At 73.0% G+C, this 21,780-nt stretch carries 19 protein-coding genes; 10 read left to right on the forward strand and 9 right to left on the reverse strand.

The genetic code is table 11. The annotated features are described in order from the left end of the window. Nucleotides 1–122: 122 nt before the first annotated feature. Nucleotides 123–551, forward strand: coding sequence for an HAD family hydrolase (locus tag ACZ6O2_RS34525; protein WP_466025928.1), 429 nt, complete (start codon nt 123–125; stop codon nt 549–551). Nucleotides 552–566: 15 nt separating this feature from the next. Further along, on the forward strand, nt 567–977 hold the full coding sequence (locus ACZ6O2_RS34530) for a hypothetical protein (RefSeq protein WP_466025929.1): 411 nt from the start codon (nt 567–569) through the stop codon (nt 975–977). A gap of 48 nt (nt 978–1,025) precedes the next feature. On the opposite strand, the gene ACZ6O2_RS34535 is transcribed toward ACZ6O2_RS34530, so the two are convergent. Continuing rightward, nucleotides 1,026–1,676, reverse strand: a complete 651-nt coding sequence (locus ACZ6O2_RS34535) for a response regulator transcription factor (protein ID WP_350705974.1) — start codon at nt 1,674–1,676, stop codon at nt 1,026–1,028. Beyond that, nucleotides 1,673–3,115, reverse strand: a complete 1,443-nt coding sequence (gene eccB / locus ACZ6O2_RS34540; RefSeq protein WP_466025930.1) for a type VII secretion protein EccB — start codon at nt 3,113–3,115, stop codon at nt 1,673–1,675. The genes ACZ6O2_RS34535 and eccB overlap by 4 nt, the downstream gene beginning before the upstream one ends. Before the next feature lie 98 nt (nt 3,116–3,213). On the opposite strand from eccB, the gene ACZ6O2_RS34545 reads away from it, so the two are divergent. Next, nucleotides 3,214–4,320 (forward strand): type VII secretion protein EccE, encoded by a 1,107-nt coding sequence (locus ACZ6O2_RS34545; RefSeq protein WP_466025931.1) that lies wholly within the window; start codon nt 3,214–3,216, stop codon nt 4,318–4,320. Here ACZ6O2_RS34545 and eccD read toward each other — a convergent pair. The 5 genes from eccD to ACZ6O2_RS34570 are packed head-to-tail and all read right to left on the reverse strand — an operon-like array spanning nt 4,317 to nt 10,372. Next, the gene (gene eccD / locus ACZ6O2_RS34550) at nt 4,317–5,699 is read right to left on the reverse strand and encodes a type VII secretion integral membrane protein EccD (protein WP_466025932.1); all 1,383 of its coding nucleotides are present in this window, start codon (nt 5,697–5,699) and stop codon (nt 4,317–4,319) included. The genes ACZ6O2_RS34545 and eccD overlap by 4 nt on opposite strands. Further along, a complete protein-coding gene (locus ACZ6O2_RS34555; protein WP_350705968.1) occupies nt 5,696–5,998 on the reverse strand; it encodes a YbaB/EbfC family nucleoid-associated protein in 303 nt (100 codons plus the stop codon). The genes eccD and ACZ6O2_RS34555 overlap by 4 nt, the downstream gene beginning before the upstream one ends. A 57-nt stretch (nt 5,999–6,055) precedes the next feature. Beyond that, a complete protein-coding gene (locus ACZ6O2_RS34560; RefSeq protein ID WP_350705966.1) occupies nt 6,056–8,464 on the reverse strand; it encodes a WXG100 family type VII secretion target in 2,409 nt (802 codons plus the stop codon). A gap of 3 nt (nt 8,465–8,467) precedes the next feature. Continuing rightward, entirely contained in the window at nt 8,468–9,586 is a 1,119-nt protein-coding gene (locus ACZ6O2_RS34565; RefSeq protein ID WP_350705964.1) for a hypothetical protein, read from the reverse strand. A 33-nt stretch (nt 9,587–9,619) separates the two neighbouring features. Continuing rightward, nucleotides 9,620–10,372 carry a WXG100 family type VII secretion target gene (locus ACZ6O2_RS34570; protein ID WP_350705962.1) on the reverse strand — a complete coding sequence of 251 codons (753 nt, stop codon included), beginning with the start codon at nt 10,370–10,372 and terminating at the stop codon, nt 9,620–9,622. A gap of 188 nt (nt 10,373–10,560) precedes the next feature. Between ACZ6O2_RS34570 and eccCa the strand changes: the two genes are divergently transcribed. The 7 genes from eccCa to ACZ6O2_RS34605 all read left to right on the forward strand — a co-directional run bounded on the left by eccCa (nt 10,561) and on the right by ACZ6O2_RS34605 (nt 18,834). Then, nucleotides 10,561–14,511: a type VII secretion protein EccCa gene (gene eccCa / locus ACZ6O2_RS34575; RefSeq protein WP_466025933.1), complete on the forward strand. Its 3,951-nt coding sequence runs from the start codon at nt 10,561–10,563 to the stop codon at nt 14,509–14,511. A 178-nt stretch (nt 14,512–14,689) separates the two neighbouring features. Beyond that, nucleotides 14,690–15,040, forward strand: coding sequence for a WXG100 family type VII secretion target (locus ACZ6O2_RS34580; RefSeq protein ID WP_350705959.1), 351 nt, complete (start codon nt 14,690–14,692; stop codon nt 15,038–15,040). A 25-nt stretch (nt 15,041–15,065) separates the two neighbouring features. Beyond that, nucleotides 15,066–15,368, forward strand: coding sequence for a WXG100 family type VII secretion target (locus tag ACZ6O2_RS34585; RefSeq protein ID WP_350705957.1), 303 nt, complete (start codon nt 15,066–15,068; stop codon nt 15,366–15,368). Between the two features lie 113 nt (nt 15,369–15,481). Further along, entirely contained in the window at nt 15,482–15,805 is a 324-nt protein-coding gene (locus tag ACZ6O2_RS34590) for a hypothetical protein (protein ID WP_350705955.1), read from the forward strand. Nucleotides 15,806–15,809: 4 nt separating this feature from the next. After that, nucleotides 15,810–17,108, forward strand: a complete 1,299-nt coding sequence (locus ACZ6O2_RS34595) for a hypothetical protein (RefSeq protein ID WP_466025934.1) — start codon at nt 15,810–15,812, stop codon at nt 17,106–17,108. Then, complete coding sequence (locus ACZ6O2_RS34600) at nt 17,099–18,433, forward strand: alpha/beta hydrolase (protein ID WP_466025935.1); 1,335 nt, start codon at nt 17,099–17,101, stop codon at nt 18,431–18,433. The genes ACZ6O2_RS34595 and ACZ6O2_RS34600 overlap by 10 nt, the downstream gene beginning before the upstream one ends. Continuing rightward, nucleotides 18,430–18,834 carry a hypothetical protein gene (locus ACZ6O2_RS34605; protein ID WP_350705949.1) on the forward strand — a complete coding sequence of 135 codons (405 nt, stop codon included), beginning with the start codon at nt 18,430–18,432 and terminating at the stop codon, nt 18,832–18,834. Before ACZ6O2_RS34600 ends, ACZ6O2_RS34605 begins: the two co-directional genes overlap by 4 nt. 27 nt (nt 18,835–18,861) lie before the next feature. Here ACZ6O2_RS34605 and ACZ6O2_RS34610 read toward each other — a convergent pair whose 3' ends face one another. Both ACZ6O2_RS34610 and ACZ6O2_RS34615 read right to left on the reverse strand, forming a co-directional pair. Continuing rightward, complete coding sequence (locus ACZ6O2_RS34610; RefSeq protein WP_466025936.1) at nt 18,862–20,106, reverse strand: S8 family serine peptidase; 1,245 nt, start codon at nt 20,104–20,106, stop codon at nt 18,862–18,864. Beyond that, nucleotides 20,103–21,368 (reverse strand): sensor histidine kinase, encoded by a 1,266-nt coding sequence (locus ACZ6O2_RS34615; protein WP_350705945.1) that lies wholly within the window; start codon nt 21,366–21,368, stop codon nt 20,103–20,105. Before ACZ6O2_RS34615 ends, ACZ6O2_RS34610 begins: the two co-directional genes overlap by 4 nt. Nucleotides 21,369–21,780: the final 412 nt, after the last annotated feature.

Here is a 21,780-nt window from a genome sequence, read left to right on the forward strand (position 1 = left end):
GGTAAAACGCCTGCGGAGCTGATGTAAGACCTCAAGGGAAAATCCTCCCGGCAAGGCAATCGGCGATGAAACAGGAAACCTCACGGGCGACCGTGAGAATCCCGGCCTTCAGGGCCGGGAGGATGTCAACTGAGCATCCTCTCGCCCACGCTGTGGTCGCAGCCGCCCGCGATGCGCAGCTCCCGCTACCCCCGTCGGACGCCTTCACCTCGACTCCCGGACGCGGCGTCACCGCCCACGTCGATGGCTACCAGGTCGACGTCGGCAGCCCCGTCGGACTCCTCAAGAGCCATGACGACTCACTGCGCGCCATCGTCGACGAACTGGAGCAGGCGGGCCGAACAGCGGTCGTGGTCCAGGTCGACGGCGAGCCCGTCGGCGTGTTGGGCCTCGCCGACAAGCTCCGCGCGGACGCCGCCGCAACGGTCGCGCAACTCACCGCTGTGACCGGAGCGCGCCCACTGCTCCTGACCGGCGACAACGAACGCGCCGCCCGACGGCTCGCCGCCGAGGTCGGCATCACCGACGTCCGCGCCGGCCTGCTCCCCTAGGACAAGGTCACCGCGGTGCGCGAACTGGAAAACCACGGGGACCGCGTGGTCCTGGTGGGCGACGGCGTCAACGACGCCCCCGCCCTGGCCGCCGCCCACGCCGGCGTCGCCATGGGACGCGCCGGCGCCGACCTCGCGCTCGACACCGCCGACACCGTCATCACCCGCGACGAACTCGCCACCCTGCCCGCCGTCATCCAGCTGGCCCGCCGCGCCCGCCGGCTCGTCATCGCGAACCTCGCCATCGCCGGAACCTTCATCGCCGTCCTGGTCATCTGGGACCTCATCGGCACCCTGCCCCTGCCGCTCGGCGTGGCCGGCCATGAAGGCTCCACCATCATCGTCGGCCTCAACGGACTCCGCCTGCTTCGCCGCGCCGCCTGGGAGCGGGCAGCAAGCCCAGCAGCACCACGAAGAGAGGCATGACCTCCGAGAGCTTGGCGACCGATCGTGGCTGGGAGGGCCTCCGCACCGTCAGCGGTCATGTGCCGGTGCGGCGATACCCTCCTCGATGGCCAGCCGGGTCAGCTCCGGCCGCCGACGACGCCCCGTCTTCTCCCGGATCCGGTCGAGGTGCGATCGGACGGTACGGACGCTGATCGCCAACGCCTCCGCGATGTCCTGGTCCCGTTCGCCGGCCGCCAGCAGCGACAGCACCTGACGTTCCCGGTCGGACAACGGCACCCGGTACAGCGGCTGCCGTCCCCGGGACGAGTCCAGCAGGATCGAGGCCAGGGTCGGCGACACGTAGGTGTTGCCGGCGGCGATCTCCCGTACCGCCCGGAGGATCTCGTCGGCATCGGCGTCCTTGGTCAGGTAGCCACGGGCCCCGGCGGCGATCGCCCCGAGCACGTCGGACTGGTCACCGTGCGCGGACACCACCAGCACCCGGTGGCCCATCCCGGTGACCGCGACCACCGCCGCCGCGTCGCGTACCCCCGGCAGCCGCAGATCGAGGATCGCCACTCCCCCGCCGGGCTGCCGGTACGCCGCGAACTCCTCCACCGACTTGGCGGTCACCCTGACCTGGACATCCGGTGCGTCCCCGAGCGCCCGGACCAGCGCGGCCCGGTAGAGGGGGTGGTCCTCCACCACCGACACCTCGATCGTCGGCACGCCGGTCACCGGGGCTCCCCCGCGCCGGTGGCCGGGGTGGTGACGCCCAGCGTGGCTGGCCGTCGGGCGGCGGCCGGGTCCAGGACCGGGCCGACGGGGAACAGCGCCAGCACCGTCGGTGGCACCGGCGTGGGCCTAACCGTCCCGTACCCGAGCGCCTTGAGCGCGTCGCCGTCCGGAACCGGATACCGTACGCCCTGGTCGGTGAGGAGGAAGACGGTGCCGAGGGCGGCCTGCGGCGTCGGCCGCTCGCGCACCACCGCGGCCCGGCCGGCCGGTACGAACACCCTGTCGGCTCGCGTGCCACCGCCGGCTGCCAACGGCTGCGCCCCGGCCGGCACACCGGTGGCGGCGCCCAGCCTGACCACCGCCCGATCGCCGTCCACCGTCGCGCACACCGCGGCCCCTTCCTGGGGCGCCTCGGCCGGCGGGGCGAGTCGGGCCGGATAGTCGGCGGCCTTACCGGCCACCGGCCGCAACTGCGCCACGTCGGCCGGCGTCACCGGAATCTCGCGCGCCGCGCCACCCGGGTACGCCGCGCGGTTGGCCGGATTGCCGAGCACCAGCGCCGCCTCGGTCTGTCCGATCGGCAGCAGCCCGTCGGCGTGGACCAGGTAGTAGCGGGGTTCGGTGCCGACGGTCGTGGCGGCGAGCACCTGGCCAACCCGGGTGCTCTTGTCACCGATCCGCGGCCCCGCGGCGCCCACCCCCGCCACCGTGATCAGTCGCAGGTCCGGGCCAGCGATCACCGCGCTCAGCCAGGCCGCGCTGACCGGCAGCGGGCGTACCGCGTCGTAGCCGAGGGCCACCGCCGTGGCGGAGTCGGCGATCCGGTGCCGGCGACCGGCCACCAACGCGTGCTCGGTGCCGTCCGGGCCGGCGACCAGCAACGCGGTCGCCGCGTCCACCTCGATGCCCACCGGCGGAACCCCGGCCAGCGCCGTGGTGACCGGCGCGGTGCCCGCCGGCCGACCGTCGGCGGTCTGCGCACAGACGGTGAACGGCCCGGTCGTCAGCCGATCCCGGCCCGGCAACGACGGCGGCGCGCCGGGTATCCCGAGCGGGACGCCGCGCGGCGCACGCGCCAGCGACTTGCTCGACACCCGGCTGGTGGCGGTGCCGTCACCGCCCGCGAGCAGCCGCGCGGAGGCGTAGTTGAGCATCGGGTGCAGCAGCCCGTCGGTGCCCATCACGTACGCCGCTCCGGTGTCCTTGTCGAGCACCACCTGGCCGGGCTTGCGCCAGTCGGTGTTCGCCCCGGGCCGCAGAAAGCCGTACACACCGAAGCCGGCGGTCACCAGCAAAGCGACCGCCGCGCCGAGCGCACACCCGATGACCAGACGGCGACTCGGCGACACCGGGTGGTTGGCGTCACCGACCTGCAACGCTGAGACGAGCCGGCGGCGAAGGAACTGGTACGCCTGGAGTTGGTCCCGCTGTGTCCACATCAGTTCGTCCCCGCCATGGTGCGGTGCACGCCCGGTGCACTAGAACTACGGATATAAGGTACGGATCGCCGACGAGATCGAGCCCAAGGAGCCGAGCCATGCCGCCAGCCGCACCGGCCACCGCACCGCCCCTCGATTCCACCCGGCAGCGCAGTGCGCCGCCGATGCCCGTACCACCGGTGGGACCGCGCACACTGCGCGGGCTCGGCGTCGGCCGGCTGATGCTCTGGCAGACCACGGTGCTGGGTGCGGTCGCGGCCGGCGGGCCGTCCGGTGCGGTCGGCGGCACGCTCACCGGGGTGGCGGCGGGCGTGGTGCTCGCTACCGGGGTGCGCTGGCGCGGCCGGTGGCTGTCCGACTGGGTGGTGGTCCGGCACCGCTTCCGGCGCCGCGCCGGAAATGCCCGGCCGGCCCTGCCCGTCCTGCGGACCCGGACCGACGCGGACCGGGCGGGTAACCGGATCGGGTTGGCCGGTGACGGCACCTCGTGGAGCGCGCTGCTGCGCGTCGAACCCGACGGTGACCTCGACGACGTGCTGCGCCGGCTGCTGTCCCGCTACGACGACCCCGATCTGCCGCTGGCCGGCGCGCAACTGGTCGACTGGACCTCGCCGGGCACCGGCAACGCGGCGCGCTGGATCGCCATCCGGCTCGACCCAGAGACGGCCGCCCGGGCGGTACGGGCCCGCGGCGGCGGCCGGATCGGTGCGGTACGTGCCGCGGGCACCGCCGCGCTGCGGCTCGCCGCCGAGCTGCGCGCCGGCGGGCACCAGGTCACCGCGCTCGACGGCGGTCAACTGCGCGACGCGTGGGCCGCCGTGCTCGGTGTCGATCCGCGGCGCGCCGACGATCCGGGCACCGAGACCTGGCACTACTGGTCGCTGGGCATGCTGCACCAGGTCTGCTTCCGGCCACGCCGAGCCGCCCGGAGCCTGAGCGAGGTGGCCACGCTGCTTCGCCGGCACGCCGTCGCACCGGCGCTGGTCAGCGCCGTGTCGGTACGGTGGGACCGGCAACGCGGCGGCGGTACCCGCAGCACGGCGCTGATCCGGCTCGGGGTGCCCGCCGGACCAGCCCGGGAGGCGGTCGCCGAGGCGGTCGGGAAGGCCACCGCCGGCTTCGACCGGGACCTGGTCCCACTGGACGGGGCGCATGCCGAGGCGGCCTGGGCCACGCTGCCGCTGGCTGGCCTGCCAGTGGGTTAGCCGCCCCATGCGCGTGCCGCGCCGTAGATGTCGAGCACCGCGCCCGCCACCGGCACCAGACTGAGCAGCGCCAGGAACTCGACCACGTCGAGCAGCCGGCCCCAGTACGGCGACGGTGTCTTGGCGGCGGCCCGGAACGCGTACGTCCCGCAGACCACTCCGGTCACCAGGAGGAGCCCGGCGAGGAGCAACCGGGTTCCGGGCCCGCCGGCCAGGCTGGCCCGAGCCGTCAGGCCGAGCACCGACGCGGCACCGGCCAGCAACAGGGCGGCCCGTTGGCCGACGCCGACGTAGGCCCGGGCGCGGAGCAACAGCGCTACGCCGGCCAGACCGGCCAGCGCCCACGCCCAGCGACCGCCGCTCCACAGGAGTATCCCGGCGCAACCGGCCACGATGACCGCCAGGCCGCAGAGCAGACCGGTCAGGATCCGTTCGGCGGCCTCGGTGTCCGCGACCACCTCGGGTCCGAGCGTGGGCCGCTCGTCCCCGCGGAACGCCTCCATGTCGGTCGGTACCCCGGGCAGCGGCAGCCGGCCGAGCCGAAGCGCGAGCATCGGCAGCGCCGGACTGGCCACCACGGCCACGCAACAGGTGACCGCCGCGACCGAAGCGGGCGAGGAGGCGGTGAGCAGGTCGGCCAGCGCGCCGAGACTAGCCACCGCGGCAGCCACCGCGGCGGCGGCGAACCGCTGCTCCGCCACCACCACGGCGGCCACCGCCGTGTAGAGAGTGGCCGCCGCGCCGGCCAGCGCCAGTCGACTCGCGGTCAGCTCCATCGCCGTGCCCAGGCCACCGATCGCCGCCAGCCCGCCGATCATCGCGGCCGGTACGCCACCGGCGGCCACCGCCGCGCCTATACCTCGCTCGCCGAACGCCCGCGACAACGCTCCGCTGGCGAGCAGCAGTATCAGGGCCAGGATGCCGGAGAGCAGCGCGACGGTCGACGCGGCGAGCCCGCTGAAGCCGACCGCGACCGCGACCGCGGTGAAGGCCAGCGCGGCGACCGCACCGCCGACCTTTCGGGACGCCGCTGCCCGCCACACTCCGGGCCGATCCGCGGCGGCGCTCGCGATGGCGTCCACCACGTCGTCGAAGAGCATCGGGGTGGCTCGTCGGTCGACCGTGTCCAGGTAGAGCACCTCGCCGTCGCGCACCCCGGCGCCGCTGACGGTGACCGCACCGTCCAACGGCGGCCCACCGAAGCGGCGCAGTTCCCAGCCGACCCCGCCGGCCCGATCGGCCCGGTCGGCGTTGGTCGCCAGCAGCCGGACCAGTTGCGGAAGCAGCTCCGCCACCGTGCTCTGTATCGGCAACGACACGTCGAGACGGGCGTGGGGAGCGACCACGGTGACCCGCCGAGGGGCAACCGCAGTGGTCACTGCTGCGCCTCGCCGAGCAGCGGAGCGTACTTCGCCTCGTTGGCCGCCGCCAGCTTGGCCAGGCCGTCGTTCACCGCCTCCAACACGAGTTGACCGAGGGTGTGCGCGTCGTAGCGACGCAGCACCTGCGGGTCGATGGTCACCTCGGTGAACCGGCCGTCACCCTTGAGCTTCACGGTGACGTCGCCGTTGCCGGCGTACGCGGTCAGCTCCATTGTCGCCACCGAGCGCTGAATCTCCTCGATCCGCTGCTGCTGCTCACGCACCTGGGCGAGCAGATCCTCGATCGCCGGTTCCATCTGTCGTCTTCCCTCCGGTGTCACCGCTACCCGCCCGTGCCGTGGCCCGCCAGTGGGCTACGGCCGCCGCCCCTGCACGTCGTATTGGATCGACTCACGGGTATGAGTCGCAAGGTTTGCGAGATACACGTACTGCGCGGCGGTGGTGTAGGCGTCCATGTAGTCGGCCCGGCCCGGGTCGGCCCGGGCCCACCGTACGGCTTCCTCCGCGGCCGCGCCATGCAGCGCGCCAACCGGTACGGTCGGGGCCGATCCGCCGTTGCGCAGCTCGAAACTCGCGAGGTCGCCGGCCGCCGTGTATACGGTCCCGTTGCCGGTGAACTGCGGGTGGTGGAACACATCGGTGGGCACGCTCTGTGGATGCACCGGAGCGGGTGCCTGCAGGGCGCCGGTGACCACGTCGGCCGCCTGCCCGAAGGCGAAGCCGGCGAACTCGCCGACCTGTGGCAGCTTGCCGACACCGAACCCGACCACGTCCTTGACCGCGTTGGCGATCGCCACCTGCCGGGCGTACGCCTCCTGCGCCGTACGGGTGGCCTGCTCGGCGTCCTGCACGTTGGCGTACCAGATCGCGTTGGCGGCCGCGGCGTTGGTCAGGCCGTCGACGTTGCCGGCGTACCGGCCCGCCTGTTCCATCGGGATCGTGCCGGCGTCGGCCTGGCGCAGCAGGTACTCCTGGTACAGGTCCGCGGCCGCGCTGATCTCGTCACGACCGTCCTGGGTGACCTGACCGAGCATCAGCATGTGCCGGGCGTCGGTGCTGCCCAGGCGCTGCGCCGCCGGATCGGTGTCCAACCCGTCGAGCGGCTGGGCGTACAGATCCAGGTTCGGCACGGTGGCTCGGGCGATCGCCTCGGCGAAGTGCGGGTTCTCCCGCATCGCGGCCAGGGTCTGCGGGTACGAGGCCGGGTCGGTCATCGTCTGCGTGAGGTTGACGTACGCACCGCGGGCCAGGTCGTGCTCGGCGGGATCGGCGGTTCCGGCACCGATCCAGTCGACGACCCGGCCCGCGGTGCTGCCGTCGTCCGCCCACCCGAAGCCGGCCAGTCGGCGCAGTGTCTCGCCGTCGCTGGCCAGCGCCGCGTCGGCGACGTGGTTCCGGGTGGACACGTCGAGCAGCGTGGTCATCGTCGCATCCACCCGGGGCTTGTCCCAGAGCACCGCGTCGTCGGTAGACACGTAGTACCCGGGCTGGTCGGGGCTGTGCCGGGAGAGGTCGTCCAGTCGCTGGGTGACGTCGGCCATCTCGCCGACCCGACGGGTCACCGCGGCGGAGTAGTCGGCTCCGGCGACGAGATCCCGGTCGGCCGCGCCGGTCAGCTGCGACAGCGCCTCCCACTGGGCGTAGCGGGGCACGTCGAGCCGGTTGGTGTAGACCGTCTCGCCGAGCACCCCGGTCAACGGTGCGCGGCCCGGCGTCGCCGGCACCTCGTGCGTGAAGCCGAACGAGTTGGTGCCGATGTTGGTCTCGGTGGCCGCCGGGGTGTGCACGAGGTCGCGGACCGCGGCAGGCAGGTCGGCCGGGTCCTGCGACAGGGTGAGGATGCCGTTGCCGACGGTCCGCAGCATCTCCTGCCGGTCGGCGGGGGCGAAGCCCGGGGCGGTCTCGCCGAAGATGCCGAACAGACTGGTCTGGTAGCGGTGCTCGGTGGCGTTGACGTAGCCCGGCAGGTCGAACACCCGGTCGCCGAGCGCGCCGTAGAACGAGGTCAGGAAGGCCTTGTCCGCAGCGGACGGTGGTTGGCCGGTGCGTACCCGGTCGGTGATCACGGCGAGTTGCGCCATGCTCTGGCGGAACTGCGCTGGCGAGGCGTCTCCGGCGAGCGCGGCCCGCACCGCCTCTCCCGCCAGGCGTCCGTCGGCGCCGGCTGCGGCGGCCGGACCGGCGGCGCCCACCGGGTGCGGCCCGCCGAGCTCGGTGGCGACCTGCGCCAGCACCACACCAAGCCGGTCCCACACCCCGCGCATCGCACCCAACGCCTGCTCACCGATGTTCCGGGCGTGCCCGAGCAGAGCGGAGACCTGGCTGCTCGGCACCGCCCCGGCGGCGGCCACCAGGAGCTGGGCGTTGGCCCGGAACCGGGCGATGACCGTGTCGGCGGTGCTCGCGGCGGCCTCCAGGCCGCCGGCCGCGCGTTCCAGCGCGGCGGCGTGCCGGCGCAGCCGCGCCTCGGTGCCGTCCAGCCCGGTGGTGACCCGGCCGGCGGCGGCGCCGAACGCGTCGTACGCCGAGCCGTGCCACTGCGCCGAGAGCCCGGTCCGGCGTCGGACCAGCTCGCCGGAGACGCCCGCCGCCTGGTCGGCGATCGCCAGATAGGAGTGGGCCACGGCCCGCAGCCCGGCCGGGTCGCCGGTCATCTGCCGGCGGTATTCGGCGAGCACCGTGGCGTACCGGGAGAGCAGCCAGGACAGCGCGCCCGAGAGGTTCACGGTGTGGCCGACGAGGGCGGGAGAGACGCCGGTCACCGGTCAGTCCACCTTGATCGAGCCGTCGGCGCCGACGCTGATGTCGGCGTTGACGCTCTGCCCACCGGAGCTGGCGGTGACCTCGATGTCGAACGCGCGTCCGGTGTCCACCGGCACCTCGACGGTCAACGTCATGTCACCCTTGCTGGCCGTGATCGTCACGTCGTCGTCGCCGTCGTCGCCGGGCCCGGACGGGGCGGGCGACGCCGGCCCGTCAACCGGCGCGGCCGGTGGGATCGGCAGGGTCTGCACCGGGCCGTGTGGCGTCATCGTCACCGGCGCCGCACCGGTGGGGAGCGAGGGCTGACCGGGTTGGACCGCGATCCACTGGTCGGTGCCGAGCGCCGGCGGCATGTAGTTGCTCATCGAACCGCCGGCCGGGTAGCCCGCGCCGGTGAACGACGGCATGCCGTAGCCGCTGGTGCCGTAGCTGCCGCCCAGGGCCACCTGTCCCGCGCCGGTGGCGACGCTGGCCATCGGTGGTGGCGCGAGCACGGGGTTGCCCGCGCTCCCGGGCGGCAGCGCCGGAGCGGGCACCGAGCCGCCGTCGTTGTTCTTCGAGAACAACTGCTCGACCTGGCCGACGATGGTGGCCAGACCGGTCAGGATCTGGCCGAGGTTGGTCACCCCGATGGCGGTGAGGATGCCACCGATTCCGGTGAGGAACGCCTTGAGGATCCCGGTGGTGCTGACCGCCAGGGCCCGACCGGCCGCCCGGGTGTACGGATTGGACATCAGGGCGGCCACTGTCGGGTTGACCGCGCTGACCACTGCCCGGTAGGCCGCCTGCGCGGTGGTCAACTGCGCGGCGGCGCCCTCGAGTTCCCGGACGCCGGCGTACACGGTCTCGATGATCTGCTGGAAGCTGGCGAAGGACTTGTTCAGCTTCTGCACCACGGAGTCGCTCGCCGACCCGGCGGACCACACCTCACGCAGTTGCTGGCGGGCCCGCTCCAGGTCGGCCAACAGAGTGACCAGCCGGGCCACCCGCGCGGTCAACGCCGCGGAGTGGGCAAGGATGGCTTGCGGGTTACCGCCCACGATCGTGGGCAGTGCGACGGTGCCGGGCCCGCGTCCGCCGGCGGCGGCGTCCATCGCGCCCGAGTTGGGGATGTCAAACACGACGCACCTCTCTCGGCTTCAGGCCGTCGGGGTTCACCACAGCGAGGTCGCATCCGTCATCGGGCGGTAGACCCGGACGCGTCCGAACTCCGCCGCCGACCCGACCGCCCCGTGGTTGTAGAGCTGGCCGCCCGCGCCGGCGACACCGATGACCGGGCCACCGTCACCGACGACGGGCTGCACGACCACCACGTCGCCGGGGTGCACCAGGCCGGAGACGTCCCGCCCGCTGCCCGAGTAGACCGCCAACAGGCCGACCCGTTCCTGGTTGGCCGGGCTGCGGTCGAGCCAGTCGGCGAAGTCCCGGGCGTCGCGGAAGGTCACCTCGGTCAGGGGCCGGGCCGAAAGCTCACCGAGCCCCGCCCGGCCCAGGTAGTCCAGGATGTTGCCGACCGACCCGGGCTCCCCCGCCGCGCCCGCGCTGTCGTTGATCGCGTAGCCGGCGAGGGCGGCGCTGGGCGCCGCACCAGTGCCGGTGGGCGCCCCGCCCAACGCGGCGGCCACCGCCCGGTCCGCGTCGTCGTAGTCGTTGGCGCTACGGTGCACCAGGTCGTTGATCTCCTGCAGCAGTTGCAGCAGCGTCCGCATGGTGCCGACGACCTGCCCCTGCATCGCGATGTTCGCCGACGCGACCGGCGAGCCCAGCTTCGCGAACGACGTCGGCGCGAGGGTGAGCCGCTCCAACTCCATCACCGTGCTGTACGCCTGGAGCAGAATGCCGACGACGTTGCCGACCACTCCACGTACGGCATCCGGCCGCACGTTGTACGACGAGCCTGTCGTCATCGTTCGCACCTTCCCGCCAGATCGCCCACGCCGGGCCGGGCAACTCGGCCGCGCTGGGGCGGTTCCCGGATCGTTGCGGGTCATCGTAGGTTGGTGCGCGCGAGCCCTTAAACGGCAAAACTACCCACTACCTGCTCTGTCAAAGTGACCACGGGTTCCGACTCTTCGGGCCGAGGAGGCACCGCCGGATGTCCGCCGACACCTTCCGCCGCCGGGCTGTACTGCCCGAACCACCACGCGGCGAGATCATGCTGCAGTCCCCGCCCGCCCTGCCCCGCGGGTCCGGCCAGGCCGGCATGCAACTGATGTTCATGCTGCCGATGATGCTCGGCATGGGCGCCATGTCGTTCGTCTACATCGGGCGGTCCGGCGGGGCGATGACCTGGATCTTCGGCGCCCTGTACATCAGCGCCATGGCCGGCATGCTGATCATGAGCCTGTCCCGGGGCGGCGCCTCGAAGAAGGCGCAGATCAACGACGAACGACGAGACTACCTGCGCTACCTCGGCGGCCTGCGCGGCCAGGTCCGTGAGGTGGCGGTCCGCCAACGGGAGACGGCCCTGGCGGCGCTGCCCGACCCGGCCGACCTGTGGTCGTTCGCCGGCACCGAGCGGCTCTGGGAACGGGCCCGCACCGATCCCGACTTCGGCCGGGTCCGGGTCGGCACCGGGCCGCAGCGGCTGGCCACCGCGCTGCGGGCGCCGCAGACCGCCCCGCTGGAGGACCTCGACCCGGTGGCGTCCACCTCGCTACGGCACTTCATCCGCACCTACGCGACCGTCGGAGGGCTGCCGGTGGCGGTGTCCCTACGTTCCTTCCAGCGGGTCACCCTGGCCGGCGACCGCCCCGAGATCCTGGCCCTCGCCCGGGCCCTGCTGGCCCACCTGGTCACCTTCCATTCCCCGGACAACCTGCGCGTCGCCGCCTGCGTCGGGCCGGACCGGCAGGACGGCTGGGACTGGCTGAAGTGGCTGCCCCACGCGGTGCATCCGGGCCGGGCCGACGCGAGTGGACCGACCCGGTTGGTCGCGCCCACCCTCAGCGAGTTGGCCGCGCTACTGGCCGACGATCCGGCCGACCCGGCGGCCCGCGGCCCGTTCAGACCCGGTGCCCGGCCCGAGGAACCGCACCTGCTGATCGTGCTCGACGGGGCCGGCACGCTGCCCGATGCCGGGCTGGCCCCACCCGGCGGCCTGGCCGGCACCACCATGCTGGAGCTCGGCGGCGGGTCTGGTGGTGGCGCTGGCACGCTCGACCTGGTGATCTTCGAAGGTCGGCTCGGCATGCGCACCCCGGACGGCGTCTCGCTGGTCGGTGTGCCCGACCGGCTCAGCGTCGCCGGCGCCGAGGTGGTCGCCCGGCAGCTCACCGCGCTGCACACCGGCACGGCGGCGGTCAGCGAGCAACCGCTGTCCACCACCTTCGGCCTGGCCGACCTGCTCGGCATCGGCGACCCGCGCCGGCTCGACCCGGCGGTCACCTGGCGCCCCCGGTCGGCCCGGGACCGGCTGCGCATCCCGATCGGGGTGGATCCCGACGGGCGCCCGGTCGACCTGGACCTCAAGGAGTCGGCCGAAGGGGGCATGGGCCCGCACGGGCTGGTCATCGGGGCCACCGGGTCCGGCAAGAGCGAGCTGCTGCGCACCCTGGTCACCGGGCTCGCCGCCACCCACTCCTCGGAGACGCTCAACCTCGCGTTGATCGACTTCAAGGGCGGCGCCACCTTCGCCGGCATGACCGGCCTGCCGCACACCTGCGCGGTGATCACCAACCTCGCGGCCGACCTGACCCTGGTCGACCGGATGGCCGACGCGCTCCGCGGCGAGCTGGTCCGCCGCCAGGAACTGCTGCGGGCCGCCGGGAACTACGCCTCGGTACGCGACTACGAGCGGGCCCGAACCGAGGGCACGCCGCTGCAACCGCTGCCCTCGCTGCTGGTGATCATCGACGAGTTCAGCGAACTGCTGTCCAGCCGGCCCGAGTTCATCGACCTGTTCGTGATGATCGGTCGACTCGGCCGCAGCCTCGGCGTACACCTGATGCTCGCCTCGCAACGGCTCGAGGAGGGGCGGCTACGCGGCCTGGACAGCCACCTGAGCTACCGGATCGGGCTGCGCACCTTCTCCGCGGCGGAGAGCCGGGCGGTGCTCGGGGTGTCCGACGCGTACGAACTGCCGCCGGTACCGGGCTCGGCGTACCTGAAGTGGGACACCACCACCCTGCAACGGTTCAAGGCCGCGTACGTCTCCGGCGAACTGCCGCCCGAGCAGGCCGCCGCCGTGACCGAGGAGATCCCGTACGAGCGGCGGGTGCTGCCGTTCGGGCTCGCCCCGCTGGCGCCGGCCGAGCCGGTCCGCGCATCGGCACCAGCTAACGGCCCCGACACCGCGGCGACCAAGGGCGAGACAGTGCTGAGCGCCATGATCGGCCGGCTGCTCGGCAACGGGCCGGCCGCGCACCAGATCTGGCTGCCGCCGCTGGCCGAACCGCCCGCCCTGGACCAACTGCTGCCGCCGCTGGGCATCGATCCGCGGCGCGGTCTGACCCCGGTGGGCTGGGCCGGCAACGGGCAGCTCACTGTGCCACTGGCCATCGTGGACAAGCCGTTCGAGCAGCGCCGGGACCTGCTGTGGGCGGAGCTGTCCGGGGCGGCCGGGCACGCGCTCGTGCTCGGCGCACCGCAGAGCGGCAAGAGCACCCTGCTGCGTACCCTGGTTACCGCGCTGGCGCTCACCCACACCCCGACCGAGGCGCAGTTCTTCCTGCTCGACTTCGGTGGCGGCGGCCTGGCCACCCTCGCCGGCCTGCCGCATGTCAGCGGCTACGCCAACCGGATGGACACCGAACGGGTCCGCCGGATCGTCGCCGAGCTGACCGGCCTGCTGGCCGAGCGGGAGCAATCGTTCGCCGCGCACGGCATCGACTCGATCTCCGACTTCCGGCGCCGCCCACCGCCCAGCCCGGACGGGCGTACGTTCGGCGACGTGTTCCTCGTCGTCGACGGCTGGATGACCCTGCGCCAGGAGTTCGAGCCGCTGGACGAGTCGGTCACCACGCTCGCCGCCCGCGGCCTCGGGTTCGGCCTGCACGTCGTACTGTCGGCCAACCGGGCGATGGAGATCCGACCGGCCCTGCGCGACCTGATCGGCACCCACGTCGAGCTGCGCCTCGGCGACCCGGCCGACTCGGCGTACGACCGGCGGGCCGCGGCCGACGTGCCGAAGGGGGCTCCGGGACGCGGGCTCACCGCCGACAAGCTGCACTTCCTCGGCGGGCTGCCGCGCATCGACGGCCGCACCACGGTCAGCGACCTGCCCGACGGCGCGAGCGACCTGGTCAAGCAGGTGGACGCGAGCTGGCACGGCCCGCGCGCTCCACAGGTGCGGTTGCTGCCCAGGCTGGTGCCGGCCGCCGACCTGCCCGGTCCGGTTCCCGGTGACCGGCGGATCCCGATCGGGCTGGCCGAGGCGGACCTGGGACCGGCCTACCTGAACTTCGACGCCGACCCGCACTTCATCGCCTTCGGCGACGTGGAGTCCGGCAAGACCGGGCTGCTGCGGGTGCTCGCCCAGCAGATCGCGGCCCGCTATCCGGTGGCCGAGGCCGCGGTCATCGTCGCCGACTACCGGCGCGGCCTGGTGGACGCCCTCACCGGCGCGCACCTGCTCGGCTACGCCGGCAGTGAGCCGGTGCTCGAGCAGCTCGTCGCCGAGGCCGCGGAGGGACTGCGGCGGCGCCTGCCCGGTCCGGAGGTGACCGCCGCCGAGTTGCGCGAGCGCAGCTGGTGGAGCGGCCCCGAGCTGTTCGTCCTCGTCGACGACTACGACCTGGTGGTGTCACCGAGCCGCAACCCACTCGCGCCCCTGCTGGACTTCCTGCCCCAGGCCAAGGACGTCGGCCTGCATCTGGTGCTCACCCGCCGGTCCGGCGGCGCCAGCAGAAGCCTGTTCGAGCCGGTCGTGCAGCGGCTGCGCGACCTGGGTACACCGGGCCTGCTGCTCTCCGGTTCCCGCGACGAGGGCGCACTGCTGGGCGACGTCAAGCCCAGCAAACAGCCGCCCGGACGTGGGCAGTTGGTGGACCGGCGGACCGGGGTGTCGCTGGTGCAGCTCGCCTGGTCGCAGACCGACCCGGCCTGATCCGAACCGGTCGGCGCACGGACCCGGCGGCCCCGGCCGCCGGGTCCCTGTGGGTAATAGTGCCGTGTCGGCGACGGGTACTTGTGCCGTACTACCAAGGGTGACGGATGCATAGCATCCCCAGCGTGTACGGCGCCGCAAGTCGGCGCGCGACCCTGCCAAGAGGAGGTGACCCGACGTGGCCAGTCCTGGATACCAGAGTGATGCCGCCGCGATGACGCGAGCGGTCAGCGGGTTCGACGAAGCCGCCACCAACACGGCTCGGAGCATGGCACAACTCGAGAGCGAACTCGTGTCGGTACTGAGCCGGTACGCCGGTAACCAGGCCACCGCTTTCTGGCAGCTGCAAGGCCGGCTGCAGGAGAGCATGCGGGTTGCGTCACGGGAACTGCAGACCATGTCCGGTCTGGTCAACGAGAGTTTCCGCAACTACAACACCGGTGACATGGCGGCCGCCGATTCCCTGCGGGGCCTCACCGGCGCCGTGGGCGAGGGCAGCCCCGTACTCAGCCGGCTGGCCGGTGCCTGATCTGCCCGGAAAGGGGTGATGTGAAATGACCGCCGATGTGATCAATGTGGAATTCGGCGCGCTGCGGGCCGCCGCCGACTCGCTGCAGGTGAAGGCCCAGGCGTTGAACGGCCACGTGGAACAGCTGCAGAGCAGCCTGGCCCCGATCAAGCAGACCTGGTACGCCTCCGGCAGTGCCGCCGGTCAGGCCGCGGAGCAGTCCGAGACGCGGCTGCGCGCCGCACTGGCCGACATCATCGCGGTGATCGGTCAGTTCTCCGGCAAGGTGAACGAGGCGCACGACACCCAGTTGGCGCTGGAGAACAGGAACACCAGCTTCTTCGCCTGAGCCGGTGCGATCAGCGGCGGCGTGGGGTGGGGCGGGATCCGCCTCCACCCGACGCCGCCGCCCCGCTGGCCGGCGTTGTTCTCAGCCGAGCTCCGAGACAGGAGAGCGCGACGATGTCCCACGAGGAGTCGTTCCGGGTCCACCTCGAATCGCTGCTGGCGTTCGCCCGCGAGTTGGAGGACCAACTGGAGGCGATGCGCAAACCGACGGACGGCCTCGGCCAGTTGCGCATCCGGCCGGTCCGGCTCGGCGAGTTCGGCGAGGCGGCGTCCCTGGCCGAGCGGCACCGGGCCGCCGCCGAACAGATGCACGAACTGCTGCACACCGTGCGGGAGGCGATCGCCTTCGCCAACGACGTGACCCGCATGATCGCGGACGGGTACGCCGACTACGACATCGGCGTCGCCACGTCCTTCCGGGCGTACGGAAGGGACTGACACGATGCCGCGTGGACACGGTCGGGCGCGTAGCGACTTCAGCCAGTACAGCCATCACGAACTCATGCGGATGCTGCACGCCGGCGAACCGAAGTCGGTGACCGAGGCGGCGGAGGGCTGGGGAGCCGCCGGCACCGCGCTGCACGAGCGCGCCGGCGACATCGAGCGCCAGCTCCGCGAGTTCGAGCAGTGGTGGGACGGCGGCGCCGCCCGACAGTACAAGTTGATGATCAATGATCTGACCTCGGGTATCCGGCAGGTGGCCAGCACCGCGTTCACGGTGCGAGACCTGGCCTACTCCTCCGCCGAGGCGCTCACGACGGCCCAGAAGGCGATGCCCGCCCCGGTCGCCGTACCCGATCTCGCCCCCTCCGTCGTCGCCGCCGCGACCACGCCCCTGGTCGTACCCGCGGACACTCCGGCCAGCACGGTCGACGCGCTCCGCCAGCACCAGGCCGAGGCGGTCGCCGAGGTCAACGCCCAGCAGCGGGCACAGGCCGCCTCGAACGCGGCCCACCAGCAGGCGGTGCAGGTGATGTCCACCCTCGCCACCGAGTACGTCACCACCGAGGACGCGATGCCGGTCACCCCGAGCGCCGCGTCCCGGCCAACCGCCGGCACGCCGATCGAGGAGCCACCGCCGGTCACGCCAGCCCCACCGCTGGCTCCGCAGACCGGTAGCGGCCTGCCGTCCGTACCGGCCGAGACACCGGTCGACCCGGACAAGGCACCCGTCGACCCGGACGCGGCACCGCCGGTGACCCAACCCCGGCCGCTGTTCGGCACGATGTTCACCGCCGGGTTGGCCGCGGCCGCCGCCGCGCTCGGCGGGCGGTTCGCCACCGTGCCGCCTGGCCTCGGGGCCAAGCCGAAGGACGAGAAGAAGGAAACCGCCCCGGTGGCCGCGGCCAACGACAAGGCCACCGCCGGCAGCGCCCGGATCCCCGCCGGCGGCGCGGGTGGCGGTGTGGGTGGCGGTGTGGGTGGCGGCGGAGGCGGCGTCGACATGTCGCCGGTGGCCAACCAGTCCTTGGCCGGTCAGGCCGGCGGCCCGACGGCGAGCGGGCTCGCCGGAGCCGCAGGGGCCGCCGCCGGGGTAGCCGCGGCGAAGGGCATGGCCGGCGGCTTCATGCCGGCGATGCCCTTCGCCCCGATGGGCGCGGGCGACGCCGCCGGCGGCCGGCGCATCCCGCCCTGGCTGGTCGAGACCGAAGACGTGTGGGGCGAGCAGTCGGTGGTGACGCCCGCGGTGATCGGCGAGGAGCCTGAGTCGGACCAGTCTGGGGCCAGGTCATGGAGGTGACCACCGCCGGCTTCCGAGCCGTCCCGACCGCACTGGACGCCGCGGCGGCCGACCTCACCGGAAGCGCCGACCGGTTGAACACCATCCGCGGGCAGCTCACCACGCAAGCCATCAACGGCGAGGCGTTCGGGTTGGTGCCGCAGTCCCAACGCGCCATGCAGGCACACGGCAACAGCCTGCAGCTCAGCAGCACCGAGCTGGAGTCGGCGGCGACGCAGACCCGGCGATTGGCCACCGGGGTGACCGCCGCGGTGACCAACTACCGGCAGGGCGACACCCAGGTCAGCCAGGCATTCCGACAGCTGCTCGGTGGTCTGGCCGGTGGCACCACCACCCTGGCCGCCGCCGGGGCCGCCGCCGGGGCCGCCGCGCCCGCCGGCACTGCCCCGTTCGGCACCCGGATCGAGGCCAACCGGGCGGCGATCACCGCCGAGTTGGCCGCCGAACGGCAGCGCCTCGCCGGCTATCAGGCCCAGCTCACCGGGGACCCGGTCGTCGACCACCGTCTGCAGGAGACCATCACCAAGTCGCAGGCGCGCATCGACCTGTACGAGAACGTCATCGCCGAGAACCGCAAGATCCTCTCGTTCGACCCCTCCGGTGACGGATCGATGGTCGAGCTGGTCGGCGACATCGACGCCGGCACCCGCAACGTCGCCGTGTTCGTACCGGGCACCTTCTCCGAGCTGGCCAACTTCGAGCGGTACCGCGACGCGGCGGCCGGTTTCGTCGACGCCGCCCCCCGGCGGGACCTGGCCATGGTCACCTGGATGGACGGCGACCTGCCCTCCAACCTGTTCCCGCAGGCCCCGTCGGCCAGCTACGCCGACGACCTCGGGCCCCGGCTCGCCGACTTCTCCCGTGAGCTGCGTGCCGAGATCGCCGGCTCCGCCGCGGCCGGCAACGACGTGCAGGTCACCTTCGCCGGCCACTCGTATGGCGGCGCCGTGGTCGGCACCGCCGAGCAGCACGGGTTGGACGCCGACCGGGTCCTGCACATCGAGTCGGCGGGCATGGGTCACCGCGTGGACGGCCCGGAGGACCTGCGCCCCGCCCAGCCCGATGTGCAGCGCTACTCGATGACCGCCCCGGGCGACCCGATCGCCTGGGTCCGGGACATCAACATCTTCAACTGGGGGCACGGGGCCGACCCCGACGAGTTCCCCGGTGTGGTCCGGCTGGAGACCGGCAACTACCCCGACGGCCGACCGCTGGAGGGCACCGCCGCGCACTCCGACGTGCTGACCTACCACAGTGACGCGTGGTGGAACATGTACCAGGTGTTCACCGGCGGCCCGGTGGTGACGGTACCGTCGACGCCATGACCAGCCCGATCGACTACGAGCCGCTGGCCGCCGTGGCGGGGCCGCTGCGGGCCGTGCTGCACGCGGTCGCCGCGCGGTTCGGCGCCGACGCCCGGATCAGCCGCGACGAGCAGCTCGACTGCGACCCGTTCCGGCCGGCCGGCGTACCGAGCGAATCGGTGCGCTGGGAGTACAACCTACGGGTTCCCGTCCCGCCCGGCGCCGCCGAGATCCTGTTGACCGAGGTGGTGCCGGAGCTGAGCGCGGACGGTTGGCGAGCCACCGACCGCAGCAGCGAGACCGAGGTGGCCTACCAGTTCCAGCGGGACGGGGCGAACCTCGGCGTACACATCTCCCGGGACGGCACCGGCGAAGTGGTGGTGGGCGGCTCCAGCCGCTGCGTACCGACCGAGATCCCGTAGCGCCGGCCGCACCACGGGTGGGGCCGGTCAGCCGCCGGGACGCCAACCGCGGGCCCGGCCCCGACGCGCCACGGCCGTACCGATCCCGAGCAGCAGCGCCGCCCCGAGTCCCGCCGACGCCAGCGGCAGCACCAACGGATCCACACGGGAACCAGGGTTCGCACGGGCCGCGGCGACCGGCTGCGCGCTCGCGCCCACGGCTCCCGGCGGATCCTCGACGCCCTCTGCGGCCACCGCCCGGTACGGATCCACCATTCCCCAGCCGAGCTGCGGGTGGTGCCCGTCAACCGCGGTCCGGTGCGCGGTCGACTCGATCCGCCGCACCACCTCGGCGGCGCTGAGTTCTGGCCGGTACGACCGCAGCAGCGCCGCCGTGCCCGCCACGTACGCCGCCGCGTAGGCCGGATCGTCGACCGTGGGTGAGTGTCCCAGCCGACCGTCCGCTCCGGCGGAGAGGCTCACCAGTTGTCTTCCGGGGGCGGCCACCCCGATGTAGTCACCGGATTCGGTAGAGGCCACCGCGCCGTCCGGCCCGAAGGCACCGACCGCCAGCACCCCGGGCAGGGCGGTCGGGTAGCTGGTCGCACCCTGGGTCCGCGCGCCGGAAGCCGCCGGCGACACCACCACGATGTCGGCCGCGATCGCCCGTGCGGTGGCGTCCCGCAGCTGGGCACTGTTCCTGGTTGCCGGCAGTACCACGTAGATCACTCGGGCGCGGGCGGTGACCGCGAAATCGATGGCGGCGGCGAGCCGACCGGGGTCGACGTCCCCGTCTCCCTGTCTGGTGGTCTGGGTGTAGCGAACCGGGAGCACGGACACGCCGGGAGCCAGACCGGCGAAAGTGGTCTTGTCGTGCGGCCGGGCGGCGATCAGGCCGGCGGCGAAGGTACCTCGGCCATCACAGTCGTCGGTCGCCCCGTCTCTGTTGGCCAGGACGTCCCGACCTTCCTCGACCTGACCTGGGCGAAACTGTGCGTTACGGTCGTCGACGCCGGTGCCGAGCACCGCGATCCGCACCCCGGAGCCCGTGCTCAGTGGCCATACCCGACGCGGCCCGAGCAGCTCCATCGCCCACGGGGTGCCGGCGGTGTGCACTCCCACCGGGTTGGCGCAGCCGGCCGGCGCACCGTAGCTGGCCGGCGCGGCTACCGGCAGCGCCCCGACCAGCGCGCCGACGACACCCGCCAGCGCGCCGAGAGCAGGTCGTGAGCCAGCCGGCCCCGGTCGGGCCGCCGTGCCGGCGCCGCGCCTGGAACTGCCCAACCGGATCATGCCGGCACCCGCAGGGTCACCCGGGTGCCGCGACCGGGCCAGGACTCCACGGTCGCCTTGCCGCCGACCTCGCGCAACCGGGCCACGATCGACTCCCGGATGCCGAACCCGGGTCGGCCGGCGACATCGAAGCCGCAGCCGTGGTCACGGACCACCACGACCAGGCCGCTGCTCTCCTCGTCGGCGCGGACCACCGCGTCACCGATCCCGGCGTGCTTGGCCACGTTGCCCAGAGCCTCCCGCACCCCACCGAGGACCGCGTCCCGGTACGGGCCGGACATCCGACTGCCGGCGCCGGCGGCCACGGCCAACTCCACCCGCAGCCCGCGTTCCGCGAGTTCCTCCACCAGTTCGGCCAACCCGTCGGCGAGCGGGTTGTCGCTGCCGCCACCGGGATCGTCGAGCGTCCTACGCAGCCGAGCGGCCTGGACCCGGGCGGTGGCCCGCACCTGGGCGAGCTGCACCGCTGACGCCGTCTCATCCGCCGCGCTGTGCAGGGCGATCGCCTCCAGGGTCTGCAACACCGTGTCGTGCAGCGACCGCAGCCACCGGGCCCGCTCGGCCTCCCGACCGGCTTGGATCCCGTACGACATGGTCAGGTGCAGACTCAGCCCGCAGATCACGAGCGCCGCCAACGCGACCACCACCGCCAGTCCGAGCCACCCGGCCCGGCCGGCGAGCGTTCCGCTGTCCACGGCGGCGCCGAACGCGACCGTCGCCAACTGGACCGGCATCGACAGCAGCACCGCGAGCACGCCACCGACCAGGCCGTACGCGCCGGTCACCAGGACCACGGCACCGGCCAGGTACGACCAGAACACCTCGGTGTGGGGCACCACCGCACTTCCCACCACGTTCACCCCGTACGCCACGGCGAGGTCGACCAGCACGGCCCCGCGTACCCGTTCGAGGTCCACCGTCGACCGCCGGTAGACCGTGACGATCGCCGCGACGTTGGCGGCCAGCAGCAGAGCCGCAACCGGCAGCAGAGCAACCAGTGCCACCGGCTCCCCGCGCAGCACGAGCAGGCCCATGGCGACGGGCAGGACGCACACCCGGTATGCCAGAGCACCGAGCAGCAGGAATCGCGAGGTCTGGCGATGCAGCACGGCAGCGGCGGTGCCGTCGACCGGACCGGAACCCTCCGCGAGGGCCGCCGGCGTCCACATCGGAGGTCGACGCGGGAAGACGACCCCCGCCATGGCGGCGCGGGTCAGCAGCGCGAACACCATGGCCGGCATGGCGACACTGTCGACTGTCACGGACCCTCCCCCGCCGCGCCGACCAATGCCCACGTGTCAGCTCCTTGTCCATCACCGACCGCGCGTCGCGACTGGCCCCACGAGGATCATGGACAGTTTTCCCGACATTTGACCTTCGAAGCAAGAGCCGGCCGCGCATTGATCCGCGCCGACGCCGAATGGCGCCCGGCCCTGCGAAGGTCATCCCGCTGTGGCCCGCCCCACCCCCGGTGGGAGTCGCTCGCCTCTACAGCGATGAGCCACAACAATCCGTCGAAACCTGGTGAACGTTGGTGGACACCGCACCAGGGCTGGCACAGCGGAGGGCTGCCGCAGCACCTGGGTTCCACAGATGTTGGGCGGTCTAGGCACATGGATCACGGGAAGATGCAGGTCAGAGCGTTGCCGGATAGCGGAACGGCTGAAAACGCCT

The organism is Micromonospora sp. NPDC048040 (assembly GCF_055587185.1).

Coding starts and splice junctions, on each gene's coding strand:
- ACZ6O2_RS34525 (WP_466025928.1), top strand. CDS start 123: ATGTCAACTGAGCATCCTCTCGCCCACGCTGTGGTCGCAGCCGCCCGC.
- eccB (WP_466025930.1), bottom strand. CDS start 3,115: ATGTGGACACAGCGGGACCAACTCCAGGCGTACCAGTTCCTTCGCCGC.
- ACZ6O2_RS34545 (WP_466025931.1), top strand. CDS start 3,214: ATGCCGCCAGCCGCACCGGCCACCGCACCGCCCCTCGATTCCACCCGG.
- ACZ6O2_RS34555 (WP_350705968.1), bottom strand. CDS start 5,998: ATGGAACCGGCGATCGAGGATCTGCTCGCCCAGGTGCGTGAGCAGCAG.
- ACZ6O2_RS34570 (WP_350705962.1), bottom strand. CDS start 10,372: ATGACGACAGGCTCGTCGTACAACGTGCGGCCGGATGCCGTACGTGGA.
- eccCa (WP_466025933.1), top strand. CDS start 10,561: ATGTCCGCCGACACCTTCCGCCGCCGGGCTGTACTGCCCGAACCACCA.
- ACZ6O2_RS34585 (WP_350705957.1), top strand. CDS start 15,066: ATGACCGCCGATGTGATCAATGTGGAATTCGGCGCGCTGCGGGCCGCC.
- ACZ6O2_RS34590 (WP_350705955.1), top strand. CDS start 15,482: ATGTCCCACGAGGAGTCGTTCCGGGTCCACCTCGAATCGCTGCTGGCG.
- ACZ6O2_RS34595 (WP_466025934.1), top strand. CDS start 15,810: ATGCCGCGTGGACACGGTCGGGCGCGTAGCGACTTCAGCCAGTACAGC.
- ACZ6O2_RS34600 (WP_466025935.1), top strand. CDS start 17,099: ATGGAGGTGACCACCGCCGGCTTCCGAGCCGTCCCGACCGCACTGGAC.
- ACZ6O2_RS34605 (WP_350705949.1), top strand. CDS start 18,430: ATGACCAGCCCGATCGACTACGAGCCGCTGGCCGCCGTGGCGGGGCCG.
- ACZ6O2_RS34610 (WP_466025936.1), bottom strand. CDS start 20,106: ATGATCCGGTTGGGCAGTTCCAGGCGCGGCGCCGGCACGGCGGCCCGA.